This is a genomic window from Pseudomonas sp. TE3910 (assembly GCF_056279025.1).
The window spans coordinates 4,644,640-4,667,407 of record NZ_JBWBQN010000001.1 but is presented as its reverse complement, the minus strand read 5'-3'; the positions used below and the strand labels follow the sequence as shown (position 1 = coordinate 4,667,407).

The following is a 22,768-nucleotide window of genomic DNA, read 5'->3' as shown; positions in this document are numbered from 1 at the left end:
GACAAACATCCGCCACATCAGTCACCAAGTGACGGAGCATTCAGAGACTGAATGCTCCGTCTGCGTTCCCAGCCAAGCGGGCAGCGCGTTATAGTCGGGGATAACCATTTTTCCACCAGGGGCCACGTACCCTTGGGGCTACGTTAGAGGATCGCTACATGAAGTTCGAAGGCACCAGCGCTTATGTCGCCACAGACGACCTGAAACTGGCGGTCAACGCGGCGATTACCCTGGAACGCCCGTTGCTGGTAAAGGGTGAGCCCGGCACCGGCAAGACCATGCTCGCCGAACAACTGGCCCAATCCTTTGGCGCCAAACTGATCACCTGGCACATCAAGTCCACCACCAAGGCCCATCAGGGGCTGTATGAGTATGATGCGGTCAGCCGCCTGCGCGACTCGCAACTGGGTGTGGACAAGGTGCACGACGTGCGCAACTACCTGAAGAAGGGCAAGCTCTGGGAGGCGTTCGAGTCCGAAGAGCGCGTCATTCTACTGATCGACGAAATCGACAAGGCTGACATCGAGTTCCCCAACGACCTGTTGCAGGAACTCGACAAGATGGAGTTCTACGTTTACGAGACCGACGAGACGATCAAGGCCAAGCAGCGTCCGATCATCATCATTACCTCGAACAACGAAAAGGAGCTGCCTGATGCCTTCCTGCGTCGCTGCTTCTTCCACTACATCGCCTTCCCTGACCGCGACACCCTGCAGCAGATCGTCGATGTGCACTACCCCAACATCAAGAAGGACCTGGTCAGCGAAGCACTCGATGTGTTTTTCGACGTGCGCAAGGTACCGGGCCTGAAGAAAAAACCCTCTACCTCTGAACTGGTCGACTGGCTCAAGCTGCTGATGGCCGACAACATCGGTGAAGCCGTGCTGCGCGAGCGCGATCCAACCAAGGCCATTCCGCCGCTGGCTGGCGCCCTGGTCAAGAACGAGCAGGACGTACAACTGCTGGAGCGCCTGGCGTTCATGAGCCGTCGCGGCAATCGCTGATCTGCCACAGACCAATCAGGGGCGACTGCCATGCTGCTCAACCTGTTCAATGAAATGCGCGCGGCAAAGGTACCGGTGTCGGTACGCGAGCTGCTTGATTTGCTCAACGCACTCAAGCAGGGCGTGACCTTTGCCGACATGGACGAGTTCTACTTCCTGTCACGGGCGATTCTGGTCAAGGATGAACGCCACTTCGACAAGTTCGACCGCGCCTTCTCGGCCTACTTCAAAGGCCTGGAAAACCTCGATCAACACCTGGAGGCGCTGATTCCAGAAGACTGGCTGCGCAAGGAATTCGAGCGCTCGCTCAGCGACGAAGAACGCGCACAGATCCAGTCCCTTGGCGGGCTGGACAAGCTGATCGAGGAGTTCAAGAAGCGCCTGGAAGAACAGAAGGAACGCCACGCCGGCGGCAACAAATGGATTGGCACGGGCGGTACCAGCCCCTTCGGCTCCGGCGGTTTCAACCCCGAAGGCATCCGCATCGGCGATGCAGGCAAACGTCAGGGCAAAGCAGTAAAGGTCTGGGATCAGCGCGAATACCGTAACCTCGACGACCAGGTTGAACTGGGCACGCGCAATATCAAGCTGGCCCTGCGCCGGCTGCGCAAGTTCGCCCGCCAGGGGGCGGCCGACGAACTGGACATCGACGGCACCATCGACCATACCGCCCGTGATGCAGGCTTGCTGAATATCCAGATGCGCCCAGAACGACGCAACAGCGTAAAACTGCTGTTGCTGTTCGATATCGGCGGCTCCATGGACGCCCACGTGAAGATCTGCGAGGAACTGTTCTCGGCCTGCAAGACCGAGTTCAAGCACCTTGAGTACTACTACTTCCACAATTTCATCTACGAATCGGTGTGGAAGAACAACCTGCGTCGTACCTCCGAGCGCACCTCCACCATGGACCTGCTGCACAAGTACGGTGCCGACTACAAAGTGGTGTTCGTTGGTGATGCGGCCATGGCGCCCTACGAGATCACCCAGCCCGGTGGCAGCGTCGAGCACTGGAACGAAGAGGCGGGCTACGTCTGGATGCAACGCTTCATGGAGAAGTACAAGAAGCTCATCTGGATCAACCCCTACCCCAAGAACACCTGGGGGTATACGGCCTCGACCAACATTGTCCGCGAGTTGATCGAAGACCGTATGTTTCCGCTTACCCTGCGCGGGCTCGAGGAAGGGATGCGGTTTCTGTCCAAGTAAGAGAACAACGCCCGGAACCACACCTGGCGATGGGCATTCACTCAAACTGACGCAGAAACGCCAGCTGCTGCTCGTATGCCTGTACCTGCAGCACCGGCCTGAAGGTGACGACGTTTTCAGGCAGGCACTGTGCCAGTCGTGCCAACGCCAACGGCGTCAGTGCGCCAAGGCGCGGGTAGCCGCCAATGGTCTGCCGATCGTTGAGCAGCACAATGGGCTGACCGTCCGGTGGTACCTGCACCGCGCCCAAGGGAATGCCCTCGGAAATCATCGGTTCTCCCTGGTACTGCAAGGCTGGGCCAAGCAAGCGAATACCCATCCGATCGGCGCGACGATCAAGTGCCCACGCTGAGTTGAACGCATCGAACAAGCTCTGGCCACTGAAGTCGCCAATCTGTGCGCCCAGCACCATATCCAGCGGCGCATTGCTGCGCAGGTCGGGGCGCTGCTGAACAGGGACTTCCCGCAGGCCTGACGCCACGCCCGTGTAGGTCAGGTACTCGCCCTCGGCCAAGGAAGCCCCAAAACCGTCCAGGCCACCCAAACCTTCACGTACCACGCAAGCACAGCTTCCCAACACCAACGGCGCGACAAAGCCTGCTGGCGCTGCCAGGTAAGCCCGCGCCCCCGACAACGGCTGGTTGAAGCGTAAGCGTTGGCCTTTTCTCATGGTGAAGCTGCGCCATGGCGCCAGCGCTTGCCCGTCGAGCCGCGCATCCAGGTCGGCACCCGCCAGCGCCAGGCAAGCATCCTGTTCTGCAATCAGGCTGAACCCACCCAAGGTAACTTCAACCACCGGGGCATCAAAGGCATTACCCAATAGCCAGTTGGCCCAGCGCATCGAGACCCAATCCAGCGCTCCGCCCTGAGTGACACCCAAATGACGCACGCCAAAACGCCCGGCATCCTGCAAGAGACACAATGGCGTGCTGGCCTCAATGATCAGTCGGCTCATACCTGCACCTCCAATGGCGTATCGTCACCACCCAGGCGCATGAACGTCGCATGATCGACGGACACAAAACGCACCCGATCACCAGGCTGCAACAGGCTGTAGCCCTCGCGATCACGGTCAAACAGCGCGCTTGGCGTACGCCCGATCAGGTTCCAGCCCCCTGGCGATACGGCCGGGTAGGCCGCGGTCTGGCGCTCGGCGATCCCTACACTGCCGGCTGCCACGCGCTTGCGCGGTGTTGCCAGACGCGGGCTCGCCAGGCACTCATCAACCAACCCCATAAAGGCAAAACCCGGCGCAAAGCCCAACGCGAACACCTGATACTCGCGCTCACTGTGCAGGCGAATCACCTCAGCTGGCGACTTGCCAGTGCGCTGAGCCAGCACTGTCAGCTCCGGGCCGACACTGGGGTCATACCACACCGGTATTTCATGACGCCGACCAGCACTGCCGGGGTCAGGCTGCACATGCGCCAGCGCCTGTTCAATGCAGCTGCGCGCCTCAGCGGGGGACATCTGCAGCAGGTCGAACTGCACCATCAACGTGGTGTAGGACGGCACCAGGTCCACAAGACGCCCGCCAAAGGCGGCCTGCAACCGCTGACGTGCCGCCAGCATCCAGGGCATGTTGGCTTCATCAATGACATCGAACAACCGCACCATCAGGCTGTCGACAGCGACCACTTCGATCCGCAGCTTCATGACGTCACCAGCGCATCGAGGGCCTGACGGATCTGCCGTACAGCCGCCACCGAGCTGTCGTTATCGCCATGCACGCAAAGCGTCTGGGCCTTGAGCAGCACCGGGCTGCCATCACTGGCCGTTAGCGCCTCGCCGCGCGCCAGGCGCAGCGCCTGCTCGACAATCCGCGCGGGGTCATGATGCACAGCCCCCGGCAACCGCCGCGACACCAACCGACCGTTTGGGTCGTAAGCCCGATCCGCAAATGCCTCGAACCACAACGTCACACCATACTCGCGGCCCAACGCCATTGCCTCGCTATCATCGGCAGTGGCCATCAGCATCAAGGGCAATTGCTGATCGTAGGCAACGACGGCCTCCAGCACCGCGCGCAACGTTCGCGGATCGGCCATCATGTCGTTGTAGAGCGCCCCGTGGGGCTTGATGTAGGCCACCCGGGTGCCTTGCGCCCGGCAGATCCCCTCCAACGCGCCCATCTGGTAGAGCAGCAGGTCGCGAACTTCCTCGGCGCTACAGGCCATGGAACGGCGACCAAACCCAACTAGGTCTGGATATGCCGGGTGGGCGCCAATGGTCACGCCATGGGCAACGGCCAAGGCCACAGTCTTGCGCATGATTCCTGGGTCACCGGCATGAAAGCCACAGGCGATGTTGGCGCAGTCGATAAAGGGCATGACCTCGGCATCCAGGCCCATGGTCCAGCTACCAAAGCTCTCACCCATGTCGCAATTGAGTAACAGGCGGCTCACACGCGTTGCTCCTTCGTCCATCTCTTCTGGCCCCTACCTTAACGCGCTTCAAGTTCTTTGCCGCGCGTTTCTGGCAAGCTCAATGCTGCCAGGATCACTACGCCATACGACACTGCGGCAAAACCACCAATTCCAAGGCTCAACGGGACTTTCTGGCTAAGCAGGCCGATCAGCAACGGAAAGAATGCCGCCAGCGCCCGACCAATGTTGTAACAGAACCCCTGCCCCGAACCACGAATGCGCGTCGGAAAGAGTTCGGTCAGAAACGCCCCCATACCGCTGAAGATACCTGAAGCGAAGAAACCCAGTGGAAAACCCAGCCAGAGCATCACACCATCACTGACCGGGATCTGGGTGTACAACAGCACGATCACGAACGAGCCGACGGCAAAGAGAATGAAGTTCTTTTTACGCCCCAACAGATCAGTGAGGTATGCGCTGATCACATAGCCGACGTAAGAGCCAAAAATCACCATGGCCAGGTAGCCACCCGTTCCCAGCACGCTCAGGCCGCGTTCGTTCTTGAGGAACGTTGGCAACCACGACGTGATGGCGTAGTAGCCGCCCAGCGCACCGGTGGTCAGCAGCGATGCCCGCAAGGTAATCGAGCGCATGCCCGGAGCAAAAATTTCGTAGAAGTGCGACGGTGCTTCTGCTGATTCAACCGCCTTGGCTGCACGGTAGACCTCAGGGTCCTTGACCAGGCGACGAACGAAAATCACAAACACCGCTGGAACCAGCCCGAGCAGGAACAATGCGCGCCAGGCATCTTCGGCTGGCAGCAACGAGAACAGCACAGCATAGAGGATTGCTGTCAGCCCCCAACCGATGGCCCAACCGGACTGAACCATGCCTACGGCCTTGCCCCGATCCTGGGCACGGATGACCTCACCGATCAGCACCGCCCCAGCAGTCCACTCGCCGCCGAAGCCGAAGCCCATCAAGGTCCGAGCGATCAGCAATTGCTCGTAGTTCTGGGCAAAGCCACATAGAAAGGTGAAGAACGCAAACCAGAGCACCGTCAACTGCAAGGTACGGACCCGGCCAATACGGTCAGAAAGAATCCCGGCAATCCAGCCGCCCAACGCTGACGCGATCAGGGTAGAGGTATGAATCAGGCCCGCCTCGGCAGTGGTGATCCCCCACAGCGCGATCAATGTCGGGATCACGAAGCTGAGCATCTGGGTATCCATGCCATCAAGGCCATAGCCGATCTTGCAGCTCCAGAATGTTCGACGCTCTTGCTTGTTGATGTTGCGGTACCAGGCAAATGGCCCGGCCACATCACTGCATTTGACCTGTTGCTGCACGCCAGATGGGTTCATGCTTGCCTCAGCTTGTTGGTATTGTTTTTAAGGCGACGCTCTGTGTCGCAGCCTGGCGAACATTTTTTGACGTCAGGCAGGTGCCCGTCCAACGAGAAAAAGCTGCGGTCTGGCATAAGAAAAATTTGATTGCCCTGCTTGAGCGAGCCTGCAATGAATCTCAAATTCCTCGAAACCTTCGTCTGGGTGGCCCGCCTGAAGAGCTTTCGCCTGACGGCCGAAAAACTCTTCACCACGCAGGCCTCGATCTCCAGCCGTATTGCTGCACTGGAAGCAGACCTCGGGGTGCGGCTGCTGCTACGTGACTCACGCGGCGTCAGCCTGACGCCCGAAGGCAGTAAGGTGCTGGAATATGCCGAACAGATGCTGGGCACCGCCAAGGCCCTGAGGCAATCGCTGGACAGCGACCGAGCCAAGGTCGGACGCATACGACTGGGGGTGATGGACACGGTCATTCACACCTGGATGAGTACCCTGGTGTCGGAGTTGATGGAGCATTACCCGCAGGTCGAAATCGAGCTGGTCGCCGACACGGCACTCAACCTGCGCGAGCAACTGCAGAAGGGCTTCCTCGATGTCATCCTGCAGACCGACCTGCTCCGCGAAGCCTCAATCCGCAGCCTCGACCTGGCGCGGTATCCCATGGGCTGGATCGTCGCCAGTCAATCGATCTACAACCGGGCATACACCTCACTGGCTGACCTGGCCCGTGAGCGCATCGTCACCTTCTCAAAGAACTCGCGCCCCCATCAGGAAGTCTTGAGCCTGTTGCAGGCGGAAGGCGTCAGTACGCCTCGGCTGAACTGCGTGAACTCCGTGGCCGCCATCACACGCCTGCTGCGCGACGGGTTCGGCATCGGCGCCTTACCGCCGGCACTGGTCAGCGAAGAACTGGCACGGGGCGAACTCAGCCAACTGCACCTTGAGCGACAACCGCCGAGCCTTGAACTGGTGGTAGCCTGGCAAACCGGGGTGCAATGGACGGACGAGGTCGTCGCCCTGTGCCGTAACGTGCTCGAGCGTTACGCCAGCCATGCCGGAGCGCAGCACATCGTGCTGGTTTAACGCCAGCTCGGCTGCACCGGCTTGCGCCGACCACCCAGCAATACCCAGCCGATCAATAACAGGAAACTCTCCAGCAGCAATGCCGGCAACAATGCGCACCCCAGGCCCCAGGCAATCGCCTCGGGAACCAGCAAGACCTGATAGCTGTAGCCCTTCAGCGTTTCGTCGCGCAACTGAGCATCAGCAGCCACCAGCACATGCCAGGTACGGGTCAGCCATGGCTCTTGCAGGATCTGCCATTCGCCCTCGAGCAGGCGGTTGCGGCCGAGCAGGCTATCGATGCTGTCTGCATCACTGTGGAACACCGGGTCGTCACTGGCCCGGTAATGCCGCACCAAGGCCTGCAGATCGCCGTTGAAGAAACGTTGAGCAGTCTGCTCAAAGCCCTTTAGCCCTTCACGCGACTCCAACAGATGGGCCTGCACCCGCTGGCTGTAGTCATTGATCAAACCGGGCACCTGCACACCCAACAGCAAACCGCAGGTGAACAACAACAGCCGCAAGTAGCTCCTGAGCATGATGATCCTTATTCCGTCCGGCCTTGAGCGATACATTCCCCGCGCCGCCAAAGCCCCCACTGCCCGGGCTCATAACGGTGCCAGGTTTCGTTCTCGGTCAGCGCTTCGGTGGCGATGACCGTGACAACATCATTGGGTGTTGTTTCAGCCTGAAAGTCGACGATCATGTCGACATCTTTCAATCGAGCCGGGCCGAAAGGCGCGCGCCGGGTGATATGCACCAGTTTGGTCGAGCAATAGCAGAACAGCCAGTCACCATCGCTGAGCAAGCCATTGAACACGCCCTTGCTGCGATACTCATCGCACGCAGCAACCAGCACCGGCAGCAGTTGCTCGACGTCGACCGGCTCCGGGAACGCCTCGCGCACGCGGTTAAGCAGGTCGCAAAACGCCGCCTCGCTGTCGGTATCACCCACCGGACGGTAGAAGGTCCTCAACGCCTGGAAGCCCGCCAACTGGCCGTTGTGGGCAAAGCACCAGTTGCGCCCCCACAGCTCACGAACGAACGGGTGGGTATTGGACAGGCAAACCTTGCCGACGTTGGCCTGGCGAATATGCCCGATGACCACTTCACTCTTGATCGGGTAGCGCTGTACGAGGTTGGCCACTTCCGACTCACAACTTGCCGCAGGGTCCTGAAACAGGCGCAGGCCGCGGCCCTCGTAAAAACCGATACCCCAGCCATCGCGGTGAGGACCGGTGCGGCCACCGCGCTGCATCAGCCCTGTGAAGCTGAAAACGATATCAGTCGGCACATTGGCGCTCATGCCCAACAATTCACACATGCTCGGTTCTCGCTTCTGAGGCAGGCGTTAGAGGCGTGGTTCAACCCGGACCGAACCACTGCTGGCTGGTGGCTCGTTACGGTAGCGGCCAGGGTCGGAGCTGGTGAACGGTTGGTCCTGCTCTTCAAGCGCGTTGGCACGCTGCTGGGCAGCCGCTTCGGCAGCTTCACGGCGAGCACGGGCGTTACGCTCCAGCGGCCAGCGCACCAGTACGAACAGCAGATAGGCGACAAAGGCAAACATGCCGTACATGGCCAGGTCAGACGCGGCGCGCAGCACATTACTACCCACCTTGAAGGCCAGGTCCAGGGCACTGATGGCAATGGCCGGTGCGAACAGGTCACGGCCAGGATCGACAATGGTCGGGGTGAACAGCAACACCGCGACGGCCACCCGCAGTGGCTCGCGCAGCCAGCGCCACATCCAGCGAGTCAGGCGAAACCAAACCAACAGGCAGCCCAAGGCAGCGAAGGCATAAAGGCCCCAGGCGAGCAGATAATCGTTCTCGGTCATGACGTCCGTGGCAAGCTAGGCAAATAGACGCTTATGATAACGATTTTTCCGCGTGCCGGCGCCCCCTGTCTGAGACGGCCTCGCCGCCGATCTGCCAAGAGAACTTCCAATGCCCACCGTTTCCCCCGTTTCCAACGCCCCCGTGGCCCACAAAGCTGCCGGCAGCGACCCTTATGCCTGGCTGCAGGAACGTGACACGCCTGAGGTCATGGCCTACCTGGAAGCCGAGAATGCCTATCAACAGGCGCAGCTCGCTGACCAGGCCGAACTGCGCGAACAGCTGTTCCAGGAGATCAAGGGCCGGATCAAGGAAACCGATCTGTCGCTGGCCTCGCCATGGGGACCGTACCTTTACTACACCCGCACCACCGCCGGCGACGAGTACCCCCGCCACTACCGCTGCCCACGCCCGGCTGACGACTCGCCGACCGTAGACGAAAGCCGCGAAGAACTGCTGCTCGACCCCAACAGCCTGGCCAATGGCGGTTTCCTGTCGCTGGGTGCGTTCAATGTCAGCCCCGACCACCAACGCCTGGCCTACAGCCTGGATACCAGCGGCGATGAGGTTTACACCCTGTACGTCAAAGAACTGAGCAATGGCGCCGTCCAGGCGCTGCCGTTCGACGACTGTGACGGCAGCATGACCTGGGCCAACGACAGCCAGACACTGTTCTTTGCCGAACTGGACGACACCCACCGCCCCTACAAGCTGCTGCGTCATCGCCTGGGCAGCACTCAGGCCGAAACGGTGTTCGAGGAGGCTGACGGGCGTTTCTTCCTGACCTGCTACCGTTCAAGCTCCGAACGTCAACTGGTCCTGCTGCTCAACAGCAAGACAACCAGCGAAGCCTGGGTGCTGGATGCCGATCACCCGCAAGCGAACTTCACGTGCCTGGCGCCACGCGTCGAAGACCATGAGTACTACCCTGACCACGGCCAACTTGACGGTGAATGGCATTGGTTTATCCGCAGCAACCAGCACGGCATCAATTTTGCGCTGTTCCACGCAGTGGCCGACAGCATCCCGACACGCGACCAGTGGCAGGTGCTGGTACCCCATCGCGAGCAGGTGATGCTCGAAGGTTTCAGCCTTAATGCCAGCGCCCTGACCCTGAGCCTGCGTGAAGGCGGCCTGCCGATCATCGAAGTGCAGCCTCAAGGTCGTGCTGCCTACCGCGTCGAACTGCCCGATGCCGCCTACAGCCTCTACGTGCAGGACAGCCTGGAGTTCACCAGCACACGAGTCCGCCTGCGCTACGAGGCACTCAATCGCCCGGCACAGGTCAGGCAGCTGGAGCTGGCAAACGGTGCGCAACAGGTCCTCAAGCAGACCCCCGTACTGGGCCCGTTCGATGCTGACGACTATGTCAGCCAGCGCCTGTGGGCTACCGCCGCCGACGGTACACGCGTGCCGATCAGCCTGGTTCAACGTCGCCAGGACGTCGGCAAGCCCGTTCCGCTGTACCTGTATGGTTACGGCGCCTACGGCGAAAGCCTCGACCCCTGGTTCTCTCACGCTCGCCTGAGCCTGCTTGAACGCGGCGTGGCCTTTGCCATCGCCCATGTACGTGGCGGCGGCGAGTTGGGCGAAGCCTGGTACCGTGCAGGCAAGCAGGAGCACAAAGGCAATACGTTCAGCGATTTCATCGCCTGTGCCGAGCACTTGATTGCCAGCAACGTCACCCATGCCGAGCAGTTGGTCATCAGTGGTGGCAGTGCTGGCGGCCTGCTGATCGGGGCGGTACTCAACCAGCGCCCGGAACTGTTCAAGGCTGCCATCGCCGAGGTGCCTTTCGTCGACGTACTCAACACCATGCTCGACCCGGATCTGCCATTGACCGTTACCGAGTACGACGAGTGGGGCAACCCTGAAGAGCCAGCCGTCCATGAGCGGATCAAGGCCTACGCACCGTATGAGAACGTCAAGGCTCAGGCCTACCCCGCACTGCTGGTGATTGCAGGCTACAACGACAGCCGCGTGCAGTATTGGGAAGCCGCCAAATGGGTGGCGAAGCTGCGGGCAACCAAGACCGACGACAACCTGCTGCTGCTCAAGACCGACCTGGGCGCAGGCCATGGCGGTATGAGCGGTCGCTACCAAGGGCTGCGCGATGTAGCGCTGGAGTACGGTTTTGTCTTCAAGGTGCTGGGCCTGGCGTAACGCCGTTTTTGACTGCCGCACCACGCCTGAGCAAAGCCGCCCATCGACCTAGTCCTTGGTCGGCTTGTCGACGTCTGGCGCGGGGGTCAGCCCCGGTAGTGGCTGATCTTTCGGCGGGTTCGGCAGCGGCATCGGTGGCAACAAGGGCGAACCGCTGCGGCTATCGCCAGCCTTGGGGATACTTGGTGGTGCCACCTGCGGGTATGGGGTCGGCGTTGGCGTTCCCGGCGCTCCCGGAACGGGCGCGATAGGCCGTGGTTGCAGGTCCTGGGCTGAAGCAGCCCCCAGGGTAGTCAGGACCATTACTGCTGCAATCAGATAGCGCATACCAGTGCTCCTTCGGGCCGTTTGTCTAAAGGCTACGCCTAAGACAGCAAATGCGCCTGCCCGATTCCCTTGGCAAACAGCTAAACTCAAGGGCATAACCGTAACAAGCCCGATAAAAAGGTACCTCCATGAGCTCGGCAACACCCTCCTCAGCCACCGCACGTCTGGACCGCATCCTCGCCGATGCCAAACGCGACCGTGAAATGGGCTATCGCGACAAGGCCCTGAAGATGTACCCACACGTCTGTGGACGCTGTGCCCGTGAGTTCTCCGGCAAGCGCCTGAGCGAGCTGACCGTGCATCACCGCGACCACAACCACGATAACAACCCCCAGGACGGCTCGAACTGGGAGCTGCTGTGCCTGTTCTGCCACGACAACGAACACGCACGCTATACCGACCAGCAGTACTTCAGCGAAGGGTCGACCAGCAGCCCGACGATCGCCAAGGCAACCCATAACCCGTTCGCCGGGCTGGCGAGCTTGCTGAAAAAAGACTGATCGTCCCCGCCTGTGCCGGCAAGCCCGTATAATCGTGTTTTTTCTCAAGGGCCCCGGCACGTGGCGAACAAACGGTACAGCTGCATAGGACTGTTCAACCCCAAATCTGCAGAAAACGTCGGCTCGGTCATGCGCGCGGCAGGCTGCTATGGCGTCAACTCGGTGTTTTACACGGGCAAACGCTATGAACGCGCCCGCGACTTCGTCACCGATACCAAGCGCGTACATTACGACATCCCACTGATCGGCATCGACGATCTGCAGAAAATCATTCCCTTGGGCTGCACGCCCGTTGCGGTGGAGTTGGTCGAGGGCGCCCGCCCGCTGCCGACCTACACCCACCCGGACCGGGCCATCTACATTTTCGGCCCTGAAGACGGCTCCCTCGACCAAAGCGTGCGCGACTGGTGCGAAGAAACCATCTACATACCGACCGAGGGCTGCATGAACCTGGCAGCCACTGTTAACGTGGTGCTCTACGACCGCATGGCCAAAGGCAACAACACCCGGTCCGGGCCGAAATTCAAGTAACGACTAGTCCAGCAATTTGGTTTGCAGCACCTTCGACGAACCACCCAGCACACTCTCGCTGAGCTGAACGAACTCCTGGGTGCTGACGCTGTTCAGGCGCATCATGGCCCGGCTCACGTCATCCAATGAGCGCTGGTTGTGGGTCTGCAAACGGATTTCCCGGTCCAGTGCCTGCAACAGCAGCACGGCGCGTGCAATGGTCGGCCCATCTACCTGGGCACCACGCAGGCTGGTGACCTTGGCTGAGGCCTTGGTCAAGCTGTCCTGCAGCACTTGATAACGGTCATCGGCCAGCCCACCGGAGCGGCGCAGCAATTCAATGCTGTAGTACTCGGCCAGCCCCTCACCTATCCAGTCACTGTGCTGGATGTCGTTGACCCCGGCGAAGGCCCGCACCAGCTCACGCAACAAGGGGCTGCTGCCGTTCTCGCTCACCAACGGCCGGCTGCTGTGTGAGTAGATCGAGTTGTTTGCCGCGCGCGTACCGCGCCAGAGTTGATCATGGCCTCCGACGATCAGCAGTTTGGGCGGATTGCGCGGAAACACGGCTTGCAACTGCGGCCACACGAACGTCAGCAGCGTCAGGGTATCAAGACGGCGCATACCCTGCCCTTTCGGGGCGGCTACCGTGACCTCGGTATCCCCGAGTCGGCTGCGACGGCTACCGATGTCGCCCGCCAACATCCACCCCGTCGGACGGTCAAACAACCTGGAGACCTGGTCGATGCGGAAGCGATTCTTGCCGATGCGTGGCCACGCAGTTTCGACACTCTTCCAGCCGCTGGGCAGTTCAAAGGTCAGACGCGCCACCAATTCGGTACCGTCCTGTTGATCCAGACGTGCGGGCGGTACCAGGTCATCGCCACGAAACAGCGCCCAGTTCGGGGTGATTCGACTGTCGTACATGCCGCCCTTGAGCCGGTGATCCAACTGCACCTTGTAGGTCAGGCTGGACTGGCCCGCCGCCGGCTGCCACAGGCCACGCCGACCGTTATCCTTGAGTTGCCATTGGCCTTCACCCTTGAATTCGCTGTAGTTGCCCAGGGTACCCAGATCGAAATCCAGGCTGCGCACTACGGCCCCATCGGCCAGGGTCAGGCTGACCAACGCCAGACCCGTCTGCGGCAATAATTGAACGTGATAATCCAGATCGACTTTCTTGGCCCAGGCGGGCGCACTCGACAGCAGCAGGGCCAGCAACCACAGGTAACGCAGACGCATAACGACTCCTTGCAACGACACCATGCCGCGCCCCAGCGCGCTTGTACGCCTCAACTGGCGCGAAAGATCAGATAGTCTTCCCAATCATCCTCAGCCACCGTCGTCTCGCTGAGCATTCGGCCAGACTGGGAAATACGCTGTTTATGCACCTGCTCGCGATCACCACACACCAGGTAGTGCCACTGCGGCAAGTCCTGCCCCTCGCTGACCAGGCGATACGCACAGGTTGGCGGTAGCCATTTGAACTGATCGGCCGTTCCCGGCGTGAGTTGGATGCAGTCAGGCACCTGCTCAAAGCGATTCGGGTAGTCGCGGCACTGGCAGCTCTTCAGGTCCAGCAGTTTGCACGCAATACGCGTGTAGTAGACGCTGTTGTCGTCTTCATCTTCGAGCTTTTGCAGGCAACACAGACCACACCCATCGCATAGCGACTCCCACTCCTGGCGGTCAAGTTGCTCGAGGGTTTTGCGCATCCAGAAGGGGGCGGCGTTAACAGCCATCGTGTCAGATTCCTGTTTCAATTCATGTGCAGCGGCGCGGCGGCGCCAGTCTAGGTCGTGTCATCACTCATTGCCAGACCGCTTGTCAGCGCTGACTCGGCACAGTAGCTTGAGCCTACTTGCCATTTCTCAATCCCGTCAGGAACGCCTACATGAGCGCCAATCCCCGTGTTGCCGACTATGCCATCAACGATCAGTTCATCCAGCGCTGGTCGCCACGTGCCTTCACTGCCGAGCCGATCAGCGAAGAAACCCTGCTGAGCTTCCTGGAAGCAGCACGCTGGGCGCCGTCGGCCTACAACTCACAACCTTGGCGGTTCCTTTACGCGCGCCGTGACACGCCAAACTGGGAGCGCTACCTGGGCCTGCTCAACGAATTCAACCGCAGTTGGGCACAACACGCGTCGGCCTTGGTGATTATTGCCTCCAAGACCACCTTCACCGCCCCTGGCGCCAGCGAAGAAACCCCGGCACTTTGGCATACCTTCGACACCGGCTCGGCCTGGGGCCACCTGGCCCTGCAAGCCAGCTTGAGCGGCTGGTACACCCATGGCATGGCCGGTTTCGACCAGGCCCTGACCCGCAAAGAGCTCAAGATCCCTGAAGGCTATGACCTGCATGCCGCCGTGGCGATCGGCAAGCTGGGCGACAAGGCCAGCCTTGCTGAGGGCCTGCAAGCCCGCGAAGTCCCAAGCCCACGCCGCCCGCTGAGCGAGTTGGCCGCCGAAGGCGACTTCAGCCTGTAAACACGGCGCTTGCCAGGTGTTGGGCAACCTTGCTGCCCAACACCTGCAGGACGCGATCCGTCAGTAGCCGCGGTTGAAATCCACTTCGCCGCGCAGCGCCTCACCGGCTCGGTAAGCCTTCAGGTTCTCAACGAACAACTGCACCATCGCCTCTGGCGAGGTCGGTGCCGAACTGTGACCTGTCAGCAACAACCCCAGGGCTGTCCAGAACGGATGGCGCGGCGGCAGAGGCTCCTGGCGACAAACGTCGATGACCGCGCCCGCCAAATGCCCCTTCTCCAACGCCTTGACCAGATCGGCATCCACCACCGCCACACCACGCCCGGCATTGATGAACAATGCATCCGGATTGAACCGGGCAAACAATGCTGCGTTGTAGAGATCATGGGTAGCCGGCGTATCTGGCAACAGGTTGATCACATAGTCAGCCTCGCCAACCAGCCGGCCGAGGTCGTTCAACCCCGCCACCTCGATGAACGGTGCCTGCTCACGCGCCTGGCTGGCAACGCCATATAGCTTGACGCCAAAGGGCAACAGAAACTCCGCAACCCGCTGACCAATGTCACCGGTGCCGACAATCAATACGCGCCGACCTTCCAGCGTACGTCCGGGTCGACCATCCCATTTACGTTCTACCTGGCTGACCAGCCGGGCCAGCACCTCACGTTCATGGACCAGCATGTAGGTCAGCACATACTCAGCCATGACCTGGCCAAAAATCCCTACCGCCCGCGTCAGGCGGTAATGGCGGGGCAGTTCATTGGCGAGCAGTGGCGTAATACCCGCCCAGGTCGACTGCAGCCATTGAGGCTGGTGCCCTTGGCGCAACAGGCTCGCCAACAGATCAGGTTGCCCTAGCCACACGGGGCAATCTGCAGCCTGACGCGCCAGCTCGGCGGAGTCACCACTGGTCAGAACCTCCAGGTCAGGAGCCCTCTCACGCAACAGACGAGCGTAAAGGGCATGATCCTGTTCGGCGATCAGAACACGCATGTTTTATACAACCTTGCAGAAGCGCTGAATGCGGCCATGCACGATGGCATGGGCCGCATTCAGGGGATGTTCAGGGCAGTAATCAGACGGGGTCGTTGCGACGCAGCAACTCTTCGGGCAAGTGCTCGATGTACTCATCTTCTGCGGGCGGCATCTGCAGGTGATAGCCCTGCTGATCGAGGTTTTCCAACACCTTGGCGATGTCCTCACGGGCCAGCTTGCGCTCGGGTGTCAGCACCAGGTCGAAGGCATGCAAAGGGGTTCCAAAAAACGGCAGCAAGCCATCAGGCACGCGCTCCAGGCCATCAGCCTTGAGTACGTAGAGGTACATTTCGTTCTTGCGTGGGCTTTTGTAGATCGAACAGATTCGTTTCATCGTTGTTCTCCGGCACCGGCGAGGCAGTCAAGCAGCGCCTGGCCCATCCGCTCGCGGCGCCAGCCGCGCAGGGAGTCGGGCAGTTGATAAGGGCCATTGGGAAAACCGCTCTTGAGCAGGGCTTCCAGGGTTTTCTTGCGCAGCATCAGCTCTGGGGCAATGCCCAGGCGCTCGGCTTCAGCCTGACCGATGGCACGCAGTTGCTTGAGCACCCCCGAGGCTTCGATTGGCAACGGCTCGGGCAAGGCCGGCGGCCATTCGGCGGGCGCAATGCTCGCGGCCTGTTTGATCAGACCGAGCAGGAACTCGCCATCCTGGCGAATGGTCCGGGGGTGCATATCCTCGATTTTCGCCAACGCCGAGAGGTTGTCAGGCTGGGTCCGGGCAAGCGGCCACAAGGATGGCTCACGCAGAATCCGGTTGCGCGGCAGATCACGCGCTCGCGCCTCTCGCTCACGCCAGGCACACAGCTCACGCATGACCGCCAGTTGCTGGCGAGACAGCTTCCAGGCCAGCTTGGCTTCGCGGTACAACTCGTACGGGTCGGTTTCGCGGCGCATCTGCGCAACCAGCTCCGCACCGTCGTCCAGTACCCAGGCGTACTTGTCATCCGACAACCGCGTACGCAGGCGCTCGTAAAGCTCAGCGAGGTGCACGGCATCTTCGGCCGCATAGCTGACCTGGGTTTCCGACAACGGACGCTGCAACCAGTCGGAGCGGGTTTCACCCTTGGGCAGGTCAATGCCCAACACGTCCTGAACCAGCCGCGAGTAGCCCATGGAGAACCCCAGGTTGAGGTACCCCGCGGCCAACTGCGTGTCGAACAAGGGCGCAGGCAAGCTACCGGTCAAGCGCATCAACACTTCAAGGTCTTCGCTACAGGCATGCAGCACCTTGGTCACCTGCTGATCCTCGAGCAGGCGCGCCAGCGGCTGCCAGTCACCAATCTGTAGGGGATCGATCAAGAAAGCCCGTGCCCCATCACCAACCTGGATCAAACCGGCTTTGGGATAAAAGGTATCAACCCGCATAAACTCGGTATCGAGCGCCACGAAGGGCAGTTGCTGCCACTGCAGGCAGTGCTCGGCCAGGCTGCGGTCGTCGCAAATCCAGTGAATATCGATGGCCACAAGGCTCTCCCACAAACAATGGCCCGCAGTATATACAACGCGGGCCACCGTCGGGAAACGGTACGACCGTCAGCGGCTCGTCACCTGGCGGCAACCGGCAAACAGATCAAGATCCGGCTTGTACACGCCACTTTGGACCTGCAGCAAACCGAGCATCGAATGGAACAGGTTGTCCTGGCTAAGCGGCTGGCTGCTGCTCTTGGCAAGGCAGGCCGTGTCGACAGCGAAACTGTGCTGATAACCCTCGGAGAACCACGCCAGCATCGGCACATGCTTCTGTTGCTCCGGTGCCAGCATATAGGGGGTGCCATGCAGGAACAGGTTGTATTCACCCAGCGATTCACCATGATCGGACAGGTAAATCATTGCGGTATCCACTTTGTCTGACTTGCTGCGCAGGATATCGATCAGCGATGCCAGGACATGGTCGGTATAGACCAACGTGTTGTCATAGGCATTGGTGATGCTTTCACGGCTACAGGTGTTCAGTGCGTTGCTCTGGCACACCGGCGTAAATCGCTCATAGGCCTTGGGATAACGCTTGTAGTATTCAGGCCCGTGGCTGCCCATCTGGTGCAGCACCAGTACGGTGTCCTGCTGCAGATTGTCGAGGGAAGCTTCCAGCCCCTTGAGCAGGATATCGTCATGGCACTCGCTGTCGGCGCACAACGCCGGGTCCTTCAGGTTGCTGACATCCTCGAACATCACCCGATCACAGGCACCTTTACACCCTGACTGGTTGTCACGCCAGCGCACGGCAAGCCCGGCACGCTGAAGCACATCCAGCAGCCCTTCACGGCTCTTGGCCTCACTGGCCGAGTAATCCTTGCGGGTCATTCCCGAGAACATGCAAGGCACCGACACCGCAGTCTCGGTACCACACGAGGTTACATTGTTGAATGCAATCAGGCCGGCCTCATGGCTCAACTGCGGGGTGGTGTCACGCCCATAACCCAGCAGGCCAAAATCTTCCGCACGAGCGCTTTCGCCAACAACCAGCACGGTCAACGACTTGCGTGGATGCTGCTGCCAGGATGATGCCAAATGCGCATCTTCACCATACTTGTGGAATGACTTGACCGCAGAACCTGCGCGCTCCCTCAACAAACCGACCGACGCCCCTACATAGTTGCTGGGCACAATCATCAGGCGCAGTTCATGGTGATTGCGAAACAGCGAAGAAAGGCCCTGATAATTGAGCAACGCAACACCACCGAGCGCCGCAACACAGCCCACGCTGACGACCAGCTTGCTGAGCAACTCACGGTGCCAGGCACGGTACTGAATCGGGGTCTTGATCAGCAGGAATGACGGCACACCGCCCAACAGCAAGACGTATGCAAGCCACTTCAGAGACAGTAGGTCACGTACTTCTGTCGCATTGGTCTCAACAGCGTTGCGCAACATGCCCACATCGATCAGCACACCATACTGATTCATGAAGTAAGCAACGCTGGCACTGATCATGAATAGCACAATCAGTACAGGCTTCAGCACAGCTTTGAAGGCCAGAAACGTCAGGATCAGATTGAAGGCGCACAGCAGCATCAATGCGAAGGCCATGCGCAGCAGCATGCCTTGCCCGTCTCCCTGAATAATCGTGAACAGGTGCTGCCAAAGCGTGAAGTTGAATCCGAACAGCAGATACAAACTAGCGATCAGTGTGACCCATTCTGGACGCAGCGGCTTTACCTTGAACATGAGACTTCGCTTGAAAAGTAATTCGAGAGAGTGCGCGTTGGCACGGCTTTAAAACTGCCGAAACTCTAGGCGCCGCCTCATAAAACTTTCGTGAAAAAGATGGCAACAAAGGGTTTGATGCCTTTTTGCCAGCCAGCCTCATACACGCCGCACTTCCTGCCAAGACAAGGCATTGCAGCGCATCAGGATCGAGAAATACGGCTACAGACCAGCCCTGCCACAGAACCTGGCAAAGACGGCTATCCTCATAACTCAAGCCCTTACTCAGTAGCCCGCAGAGGTGGAGACATGCCGGTTAAGCACGATTTGCTCGCAGACCTTAATCTGACCAAGGAAGCGTTCGATGCCCTCAGGAAAACCGACCCACAACTCGACCGACTGCATGAAAAGTACAATGCCAAGGATGCCGAAGTCGTCGTAGCAGAGGGCAATGGCGCCTCGGATGACCGGGTCACCCAGCTTCGCAAGGAGCGACTGAAACTCAAGGATGAGATTGTTGCTCACGTGCAAAAAGGCAAACCCAACTGAGTACGCAGGAGGGAAAGCCATTGTTCAACGTCGACTGACACCCGCTTTCTGATGGAGCGGCTTGAGGTAAGCCGCTCTCGATACGATTGAGGTCGCCATGCTGGCGACCTCAATCGACACCTTCGCCCCCCTCCTGATGCTGGATGGAGCAACAAGGGGGCTCTCGACCCTCCCCTTAGCGACAGAGGTGCTGCAACACCACCTCCAGAGGATGCCGCAACGTGCGGTCGGCCATGCGCTTGACCTGGCTGCGGCAGGAGTAGCCTGTTGCCAACGCCTCACCCTGCTTGTCCAGTTTACCGGCCCAGGACTGCTCAAAGATCGTCCGCGAGGTTTCCTGGTTACGCGCTTCGTGGCCGTATGTACCCGACATGCCGCAGCAGCCGGTCGCCTCGGTGACCAGTTTCAGCCCCAGACGAGCAAACACCTGCTCCCACTGCCGGGTACTGGCCGGAACGTTGGTCTTCTCAGTGCAGTGAGCCAGCAAGCGGAAGGTCTCCGGGTTGGAAACCGCCCGCTCAGGTAGCGCGTCAATCAACCATTCCTGTGGCAGCGCAACCTTCGGGCACTCACTCAAGCCCGGGACCTTCTGATATTCCTGCCGGTAGACCAGCGTCATGGCCGGGTCCAGGCCGATCAAAGGCACACCGCAATCGGCCAGAACCTTGAGTTGGCTGGCATTGCGAATCGCCGCCTTGGCGAACGCGCCGAGAAAACCCTGAACGTGCAATGGCTTGCCATTGGCACTGTAGGGCGCCAGGAATACCCGATAGCCCAACCGATGAGCCAACTCAATGAAAGACGCCAGCAACGGTGTTTCAAAGTAACGGGTGAAGGCATCCTGCACCAGCACGATACTGCGCTCGCGCTGCGCCGGCGTCAGTTCGCGCAGGGCCGGAACGCTGGCCGGTCGGACATTGCAACGGGTCAGTGTCGCCTGCAGGTTGTAGCGACTGATCAACGGGCTGTCGAGCATGCCGACATGACGCTCCAGCAGTCGGCTGACCCACTGCGAACCCATCACCCAGTTGTACAGCCCTGGCGCATAGGCCATGTACGGGATCGTGAACTCCAGCGAACCAATCAGGTAATCGCGCAGTGGCCGCTGATAGCGACCATGGTAGAGTTCGAGGAAGCGCGAGCGAAACTCCGGCACATTGACCTTGATCGGGCACTGCCCCGCGCAGGACTTGCACGCCAGGCAGCCAGCCATGGCGTCGTAGACCTCATGAGAGAAGTCCGCCTCACCCCGCTGGCGCGCCCGGTTGTTGCGCAGCCGGGCGGGCAACGTCTTGAGCCAGGAAGTTTTCTTTTTCGCTGCCGCCAGCACATCGATGTTGGCCGCCCCCTGCAGGCGCAACCACTCACGAATCAGCGAAGCGCGGCCTTTAGGTGAGTGCTGACGCTCGCGGGTAGCTTTCCAGGACGGGCACATGGCGTCGTTGGGGTCAAAGTTGTAACAGGCGCCATTGCCGTTGCAATGCATGGCGCTGTCGAAGCTCTGCCAGACCCGCTCGTCAATCTGCCGGTCCAGGTCACCGCGCAGTGTCACCTCATCAACCTTGAGCAGGCTCTCGCTGCTGTCCGGCGTACAGATCTTGCCGGGGTTGAGTTGGTTGTACGGGTCAAATGCGCCCTTGAGCGCCTGAAGCGCCGGGTACAGCTCGCCAAAAAAGCTCGGTACGTACTCCGAACGCAAGCCCTTGCCGTGCTCACCCCAGAGCAGGCCACCATAACGCTGGGTCAGCGCCGCCACGGCATCGGAAATCGGCTTGACCAGTGCCGCCTGGACAGGGTCTTTCATGTCCAGCGCCGGTCGAACGTGCAGCACGCCAGCATCGACATGCCCGAACATGCCATAGGCAAGGCCATAGCTGTCCAGCAAGGCGCGGAACTCGGCGATGTAATCGGCCAACTGCTCAGGCGGCACGGCGGTGTCTTCGACAAACGGCTGCGGGCGCACTTCGCCTTCAACGTTGCCAAGCAAACCCACCGAGCGCTTGCGCATGGTATAGACACGGGTCACCGCCTCAGCACCTTCGGCCAGGGTATGGCCCAAACGCTCGATACTGGTGTCAGCCTGCAGGTGTTTGACGAACGCCTGCACCCTGGCGTTCACTTCGCCCGGTTCATCACCACTGAACTCCACCAGGTTGATCCCCAGTGTCGGGCGCTCTGGGTCGGCAGGAAAGTACTCGGCAACGCTGTGCCAGACAATATCCTTCATGGCCAACAGCAACACCTTCGAGTCAACCGTCTCGATGGACAACGGCTTGTGGCTCAGCAACGCGTTTGCATCGCGCAAGGCGTCCATGAAGCTGCTGTAACGCACGTTGACCAGCACCGAATACTTGGGAATCGGCAACACGTTCAACTTGGCCTCTACCACGTAGCCCAAGGAACCTTCGGCGCCGCAGAGCACGCTATTGAGGTTGAAGCGTCCCTGCTCGTCGCGCAGGTGTGCCAGGTCGTAGCCTGTCAGGCAACGGTTGAGCTTGGGGAAGGTCGACTCGATCAATTCAGCCTGGGTTTCATGGATCTGTCGGGCCATACGGTAAACCTCACCGCTGCGCCCGGCCTGTGCGCAGGCCTGGTCCAACGCCTCATCATCGATGGGCCTGGTGTGCAATAGCTCGCCACCCAACAGCACGCTATGCAGCTCAAGTACGTGATCGCGAGTCTTGCCGTAGGTGCAACTGCCCTGCCCGCTGGCATCCGTATTGATCATGCCGCCCACGGTCGCACGGTTGGAGGTGGACAGCTCTGGCGCAAAAAACAGCCCATGGGGCTTGAGGGCGGCGTTGAGCTGGTCCTTGACCACCCCCGCCTGAACCCGCACCCAGCGTTGCTCGACATTGATTTCGAGAATGTTGTTCATGTGCCGCGACAAGTCGACAACGATGCCATCGGTCAACGACTGGCCGTTGGTGCCGGTGCCGCCGCCACGTGGCGTCAGCTTGACCTGCCGAAAGCGCGGCTCGGCCATCAACGCGGCGAAACGCGCCACGTCCTCGGCATCCTGCGGGAATACCGCCGCCTGAGGTAAACGCTGATAGATCGAGTTGTCGGTTGCCAGTACCGTACGGGTGGCGTAGTCGGCACTGATCTGGCCACGGAAGCCGGCAGCGCGCAACGCATCAAGGAAATCGGCATACAGGGTGGCCGGCGTGACACCAGTCAATCGGGCGATCATTGGGGATGGCCTCTTTTATATCGGTTTAATCATGAAT

General features: G+C 60.3%; 23 protein-coding genes. 8 read left to right on the top strand and 15 right to left on the bottom strand.

Annotated features, from left to right (window positions below; genetic code table 11):
• Positions 1-158 precede the first annotated feature (158 nt).
• Both ACZ9H3_RS21365 and ACZ9H3_RS21360 read left to right on the top strand, forming a co-directional pair.
• Entirely contained in the window at positions 159-1,004 is an 846-nt protein-coding gene (locus tag ACZ9H3_RS21365; protein ID WP_065761662.1) for an AAA family ATPase, read from the top strand.
• A 30-nt stretch (positions 1,005-1,034) separates the two neighbouring features.
• Positions 1,035-2,213: a vWA domain-containing protein gene (locus ACZ9H3_RS21360; protein ID WP_102053294.1), complete on the top strand. Its 1,179-nt coding sequence runs from the start codon at positions 1,035-1,037 to the stop codon at positions 2,211-2,213.
• Between the two features lie 37 nt (positions 2,214-2,250).
• On the opposite strand, the gene ACZ9H3_RS21355 is transcribed toward ACZ9H3_RS21360, so the two are convergent.
• From ACZ9H3_RS21355 to ACZ9H3_RS21340, 4 genes are read right to left on the bottom strand one after another with little or no spacing between them, the layout of a single operon-like run.
• Positions 2,251-3,168, bottom strand: coding sequence for a 5-oxoprolinase subunit C family protein (locus ACZ9H3_RS21355; RefSeq protein ID WP_476222416.1), 918 nt, complete (start codon positions 3,166-3,168; stop codon positions 2,251-2,253).
• On the bottom strand, positions 3,165-3,869 hold the full coding sequence (gene pxpB / locus ACZ9H3_RS21350) for a 5-oxoprolinase subunit PxpB (RefSeq protein ID WP_476222414.1): 705 nt from the start codon (positions 3,867-3,869) through the stop codon (positions 3,165-3,167). Before pxpB ends, ACZ9H3_RS21355 begins: the two co-directional genes overlap by 4 nt.
• A complete protein-coding gene (locus ACZ9H3_RS21345; RefSeq protein ID WP_476222412.1) occupies positions 3,866-4,639 on the bottom strand; it encodes a 5-oxoprolinase subunit PxpA in 774 nt (257 codons plus the stop codon). Before ACZ9H3_RS21345 ends, pxpB begins: the two co-directional genes overlap by 4 nt.
• 17 nt (positions 4,640-4,656) lie before the next feature.
• On the bottom strand, positions 4,657-5,943 hold the full coding sequence (locus tag ACZ9H3_RS21340; protein WP_102053297.1) for an MFS transporter: 1,287 nt from the start codon (positions 5,941-5,943) through the stop codon (positions 4,657-4,659).
• A gap of 153 nt (positions 5,944-6,096) precedes the next feature.
• Here ACZ9H3_RS21340 and ACZ9H3_RS21335 point away from each other — a divergent pair, with 153 nt between their 5' ends.
• The gene (locus ACZ9H3_RS21335) at positions 6,097-7,008 is read left to right on the top strand and encodes a LysR family transcriptional regulator (protein WP_065759265.1); all 912 of its coding nucleotides are present in this window, start codon (positions 6,097-6,099) and stop codon (positions 7,006-7,008) included.
• Here ACZ9H3_RS21335 and ACZ9H3_RS21330 read toward each other — a convergent pair.
• From ACZ9H3_RS21330 to ACZ9H3_RS21320, 3 genes are read right to left on the bottom strand one after another with little or no spacing between them, the layout of a single operon-like run.
• Entirely contained in the window at positions 7,005-7,526 is a 522-nt protein-coding gene (locus ACZ9H3_RS21330; protein WP_476222409.1) for a DUF2937 family protein, read from the bottom strand. The genes ACZ9H3_RS21335 and ACZ9H3_RS21330 overlap by 4 nt on opposite strands.
• A gap of 8 nt (positions 7,527-7,534) precedes the next feature.
• Positions 7,535-8,311, bottom strand: a complete 777-nt coding sequence (locus tag ACZ9H3_RS21325) for a class II glutamine amidotransferase (RefSeq protein ID WP_065759263.1) — start codon at positions 8,309-8,311, stop codon at positions 7,535-7,537.
• Between the two features lie 27 nt (positions 8,312-8,338).
• Positions 8,339-8,824 (bottom strand): MFS transporter, encoded by a 486-nt coding sequence (locus ACZ9H3_RS21320; RefSeq protein WP_476222407.1) that lies wholly within the window; start codon positions 8,822-8,824, stop codon positions 8,339-8,341.
• 109 nt (positions 8,825-8,933) lie between these two features.
• Here ACZ9H3_RS21320 and ACZ9H3_RS21315 point away from each other — a divergent pair, with 109 nt between their 5' ends.
• On the top strand, positions 8,934-10,985 hold the full coding sequence (locus tag ACZ9H3_RS21315; RefSeq protein WP_476222405.1) for a S9 family peptidase: 2,052 nt from the start codon (positions 8,934-8,936) through the stop codon (positions 10,983-10,985).
• Between the two features lie 48 nt (positions 10,986-11,033).
• Here the strand turns inward: ACZ9H3_RS21315 and ACZ9H3_RS21310 are convergent, their stop codons facing one another.
• On the bottom strand, positions 11,034-11,312 hold the full coding sequence (locus ACZ9H3_RS21310) for a hypothetical protein (RefSeq protein ID WP_065759260.1): 279 nt from the start codon (positions 11,310-11,312) through the stop codon (positions 11,034-11,036).
• Positions 11,313-11,440: 128 nt separating this feature from the next.
• Between ACZ9H3_RS21310 and ACZ9H3_RS21305 the strand changes: the two genes are divergently transcribed.
• Both ACZ9H3_RS21305 and ACZ9H3_RS21300 read left to right on the top strand, forming a co-directional pair.
• On the top strand, positions 11,441-11,812 hold the full coding sequence (locus tag ACZ9H3_RS21305) for a YajD family HNH nuclease (protein WP_065759259.1): 372 nt from the start codon (positions 11,441-11,443) through the stop codon (positions 11,810-11,812).
• A gap of 60 nt (positions 11,813-11,872) precedes the next feature.
• Positions 11,873-12,343 (top strand): RNA methyltransferase, encoded by a 471-nt coding sequence (locus ACZ9H3_RS21300; protein WP_065759258.1) that lies wholly within the window; start codon positions 11,873-11,875, stop codon positions 12,341-12,343.
• Between the two features lie 3 nt (positions 12,344-12,346).
• Here ACZ9H3_RS21300 and ACZ9H3_RS21295 read toward each other — a convergent pair whose 3' ends face one another.
• Positions 12,347-13,564: a hypothetical protein gene (locus tag ACZ9H3_RS21295; protein ID WP_476222401.1), complete on the bottom strand. Its 1,218-nt coding sequence runs from the start codon at positions 13,562-13,564 to the stop codon at positions 12,347-12,349.
• A 50-nt stretch (positions 13,565-13,614) separates the two neighbouring features.
• Complete coding sequence (locus ACZ9H3_RS21290; RefSeq protein ID WP_065759256.1) at positions 13,615-14,064, bottom strand: YcgN family cysteine cluster protein; 450 nt, start codon at positions 14,062-14,064, stop codon at positions 13,615-13,617.
• A gap of 152 nt (positions 14,065-14,216) precedes the next feature.
• Between ACZ9H3_RS21290 and ACZ9H3_RS21285 the strand changes: the two genes are divergently transcribed.
• Entirely contained in the window at positions 14,217-14,810 is a 594-nt protein-coding gene (locus tag ACZ9H3_RS21285) for a nitroreductase family protein (protein WP_099773824.1), read from the top strand.
• A gap of 60 nt (positions 14,811-14,870) precedes the next feature.
• Here the strand turns inward: ACZ9H3_RS21285 and ACZ9H3_RS21280 are convergent, their stop codons facing one another.
• The 4 genes from ACZ9H3_RS21280 to ACZ9H3_RS21265 all read right to left on the bottom strand — a co-directional run bounded on the left by ACZ9H3_RS21280 (position 14,871) and on the right by ACZ9H3_RS21265 (position 19,010).
• Positions 14,871-15,803 (bottom strand): D-2-hydroxyacid dehydrogenase, encoded by a 933-nt coding sequence (locus tag ACZ9H3_RS21280; RefSeq protein WP_476222398.1) that lies wholly within the window; start codon positions 15,801-15,803, stop codon positions 14,871-14,873.
• Positions 15,804-15,885: 82 nt separating this feature from the next.
• Positions 15,886-16,179, bottom strand: coding sequence for a YcgL domain-containing protein (locus tag ACZ9H3_RS21275; RefSeq protein WP_476222396.1), 294 nt, complete (start codon positions 16,177-16,179; stop codon positions 15,886-15,888).
• Positions 16,176-17,309, bottom strand: coding sequence for a ribonuclease D (gene rnd, locus ACZ9H3_RS21270; RefSeq protein WP_476222395.1), 1,134 nt, complete (start codon positions 17,307-17,309; stop codon positions 16,176-16,178). Before rnd ends, ACZ9H3_RS21275 begins: the two co-directional genes overlap by 4 nt.
• 69 nt (positions 17,310-17,378) lie before the next feature.
• Positions 17,379-19,010: a phosphoethanolamine transferase gene (locus ACZ9H3_RS21265; RefSeq protein WP_099773821.1), complete on the bottom strand. Its 1,632-nt coding sequence runs from the start codon at positions 19,008-19,010 to the stop codon at positions 17,379-17,381.
• 288 nt (positions 19,011-19,298) lie between these two features.
• Here ACZ9H3_RS21265 and ACZ9H3_RS21260 point away from each other — a divergent pair, with 288 nt between their 5' ends.
• Positions 19,299-19,538, top strand: a complete 240-nt coding sequence (locus ACZ9H3_RS21260; RefSeq protein WP_330522126.1) for an HP1242/YdcH family protein — start codon at positions 19,299-19,301, stop codon at positions 19,536-19,538.
• Between the two features lie 175 nt (positions 19,539-19,713).
• Here ACZ9H3_RS21260 and ydiJ read toward each other — a convergent pair whose 3' ends face one another.
• Positions 19,714-22,731 (bottom strand): D-2-hydroxyglutarate dehydrogenase YdiJ, encoded by a 3,018-nt coding sequence (gene ydiJ, locus ACZ9H3_RS21255; RefSeq protein ID WP_476222392.1) that lies wholly within the window; start codon positions 22,729-22,731, stop codon positions 19,714-19,716.
• Positions 22,732-22,768 lie beyond the last annotated feature (37 nt).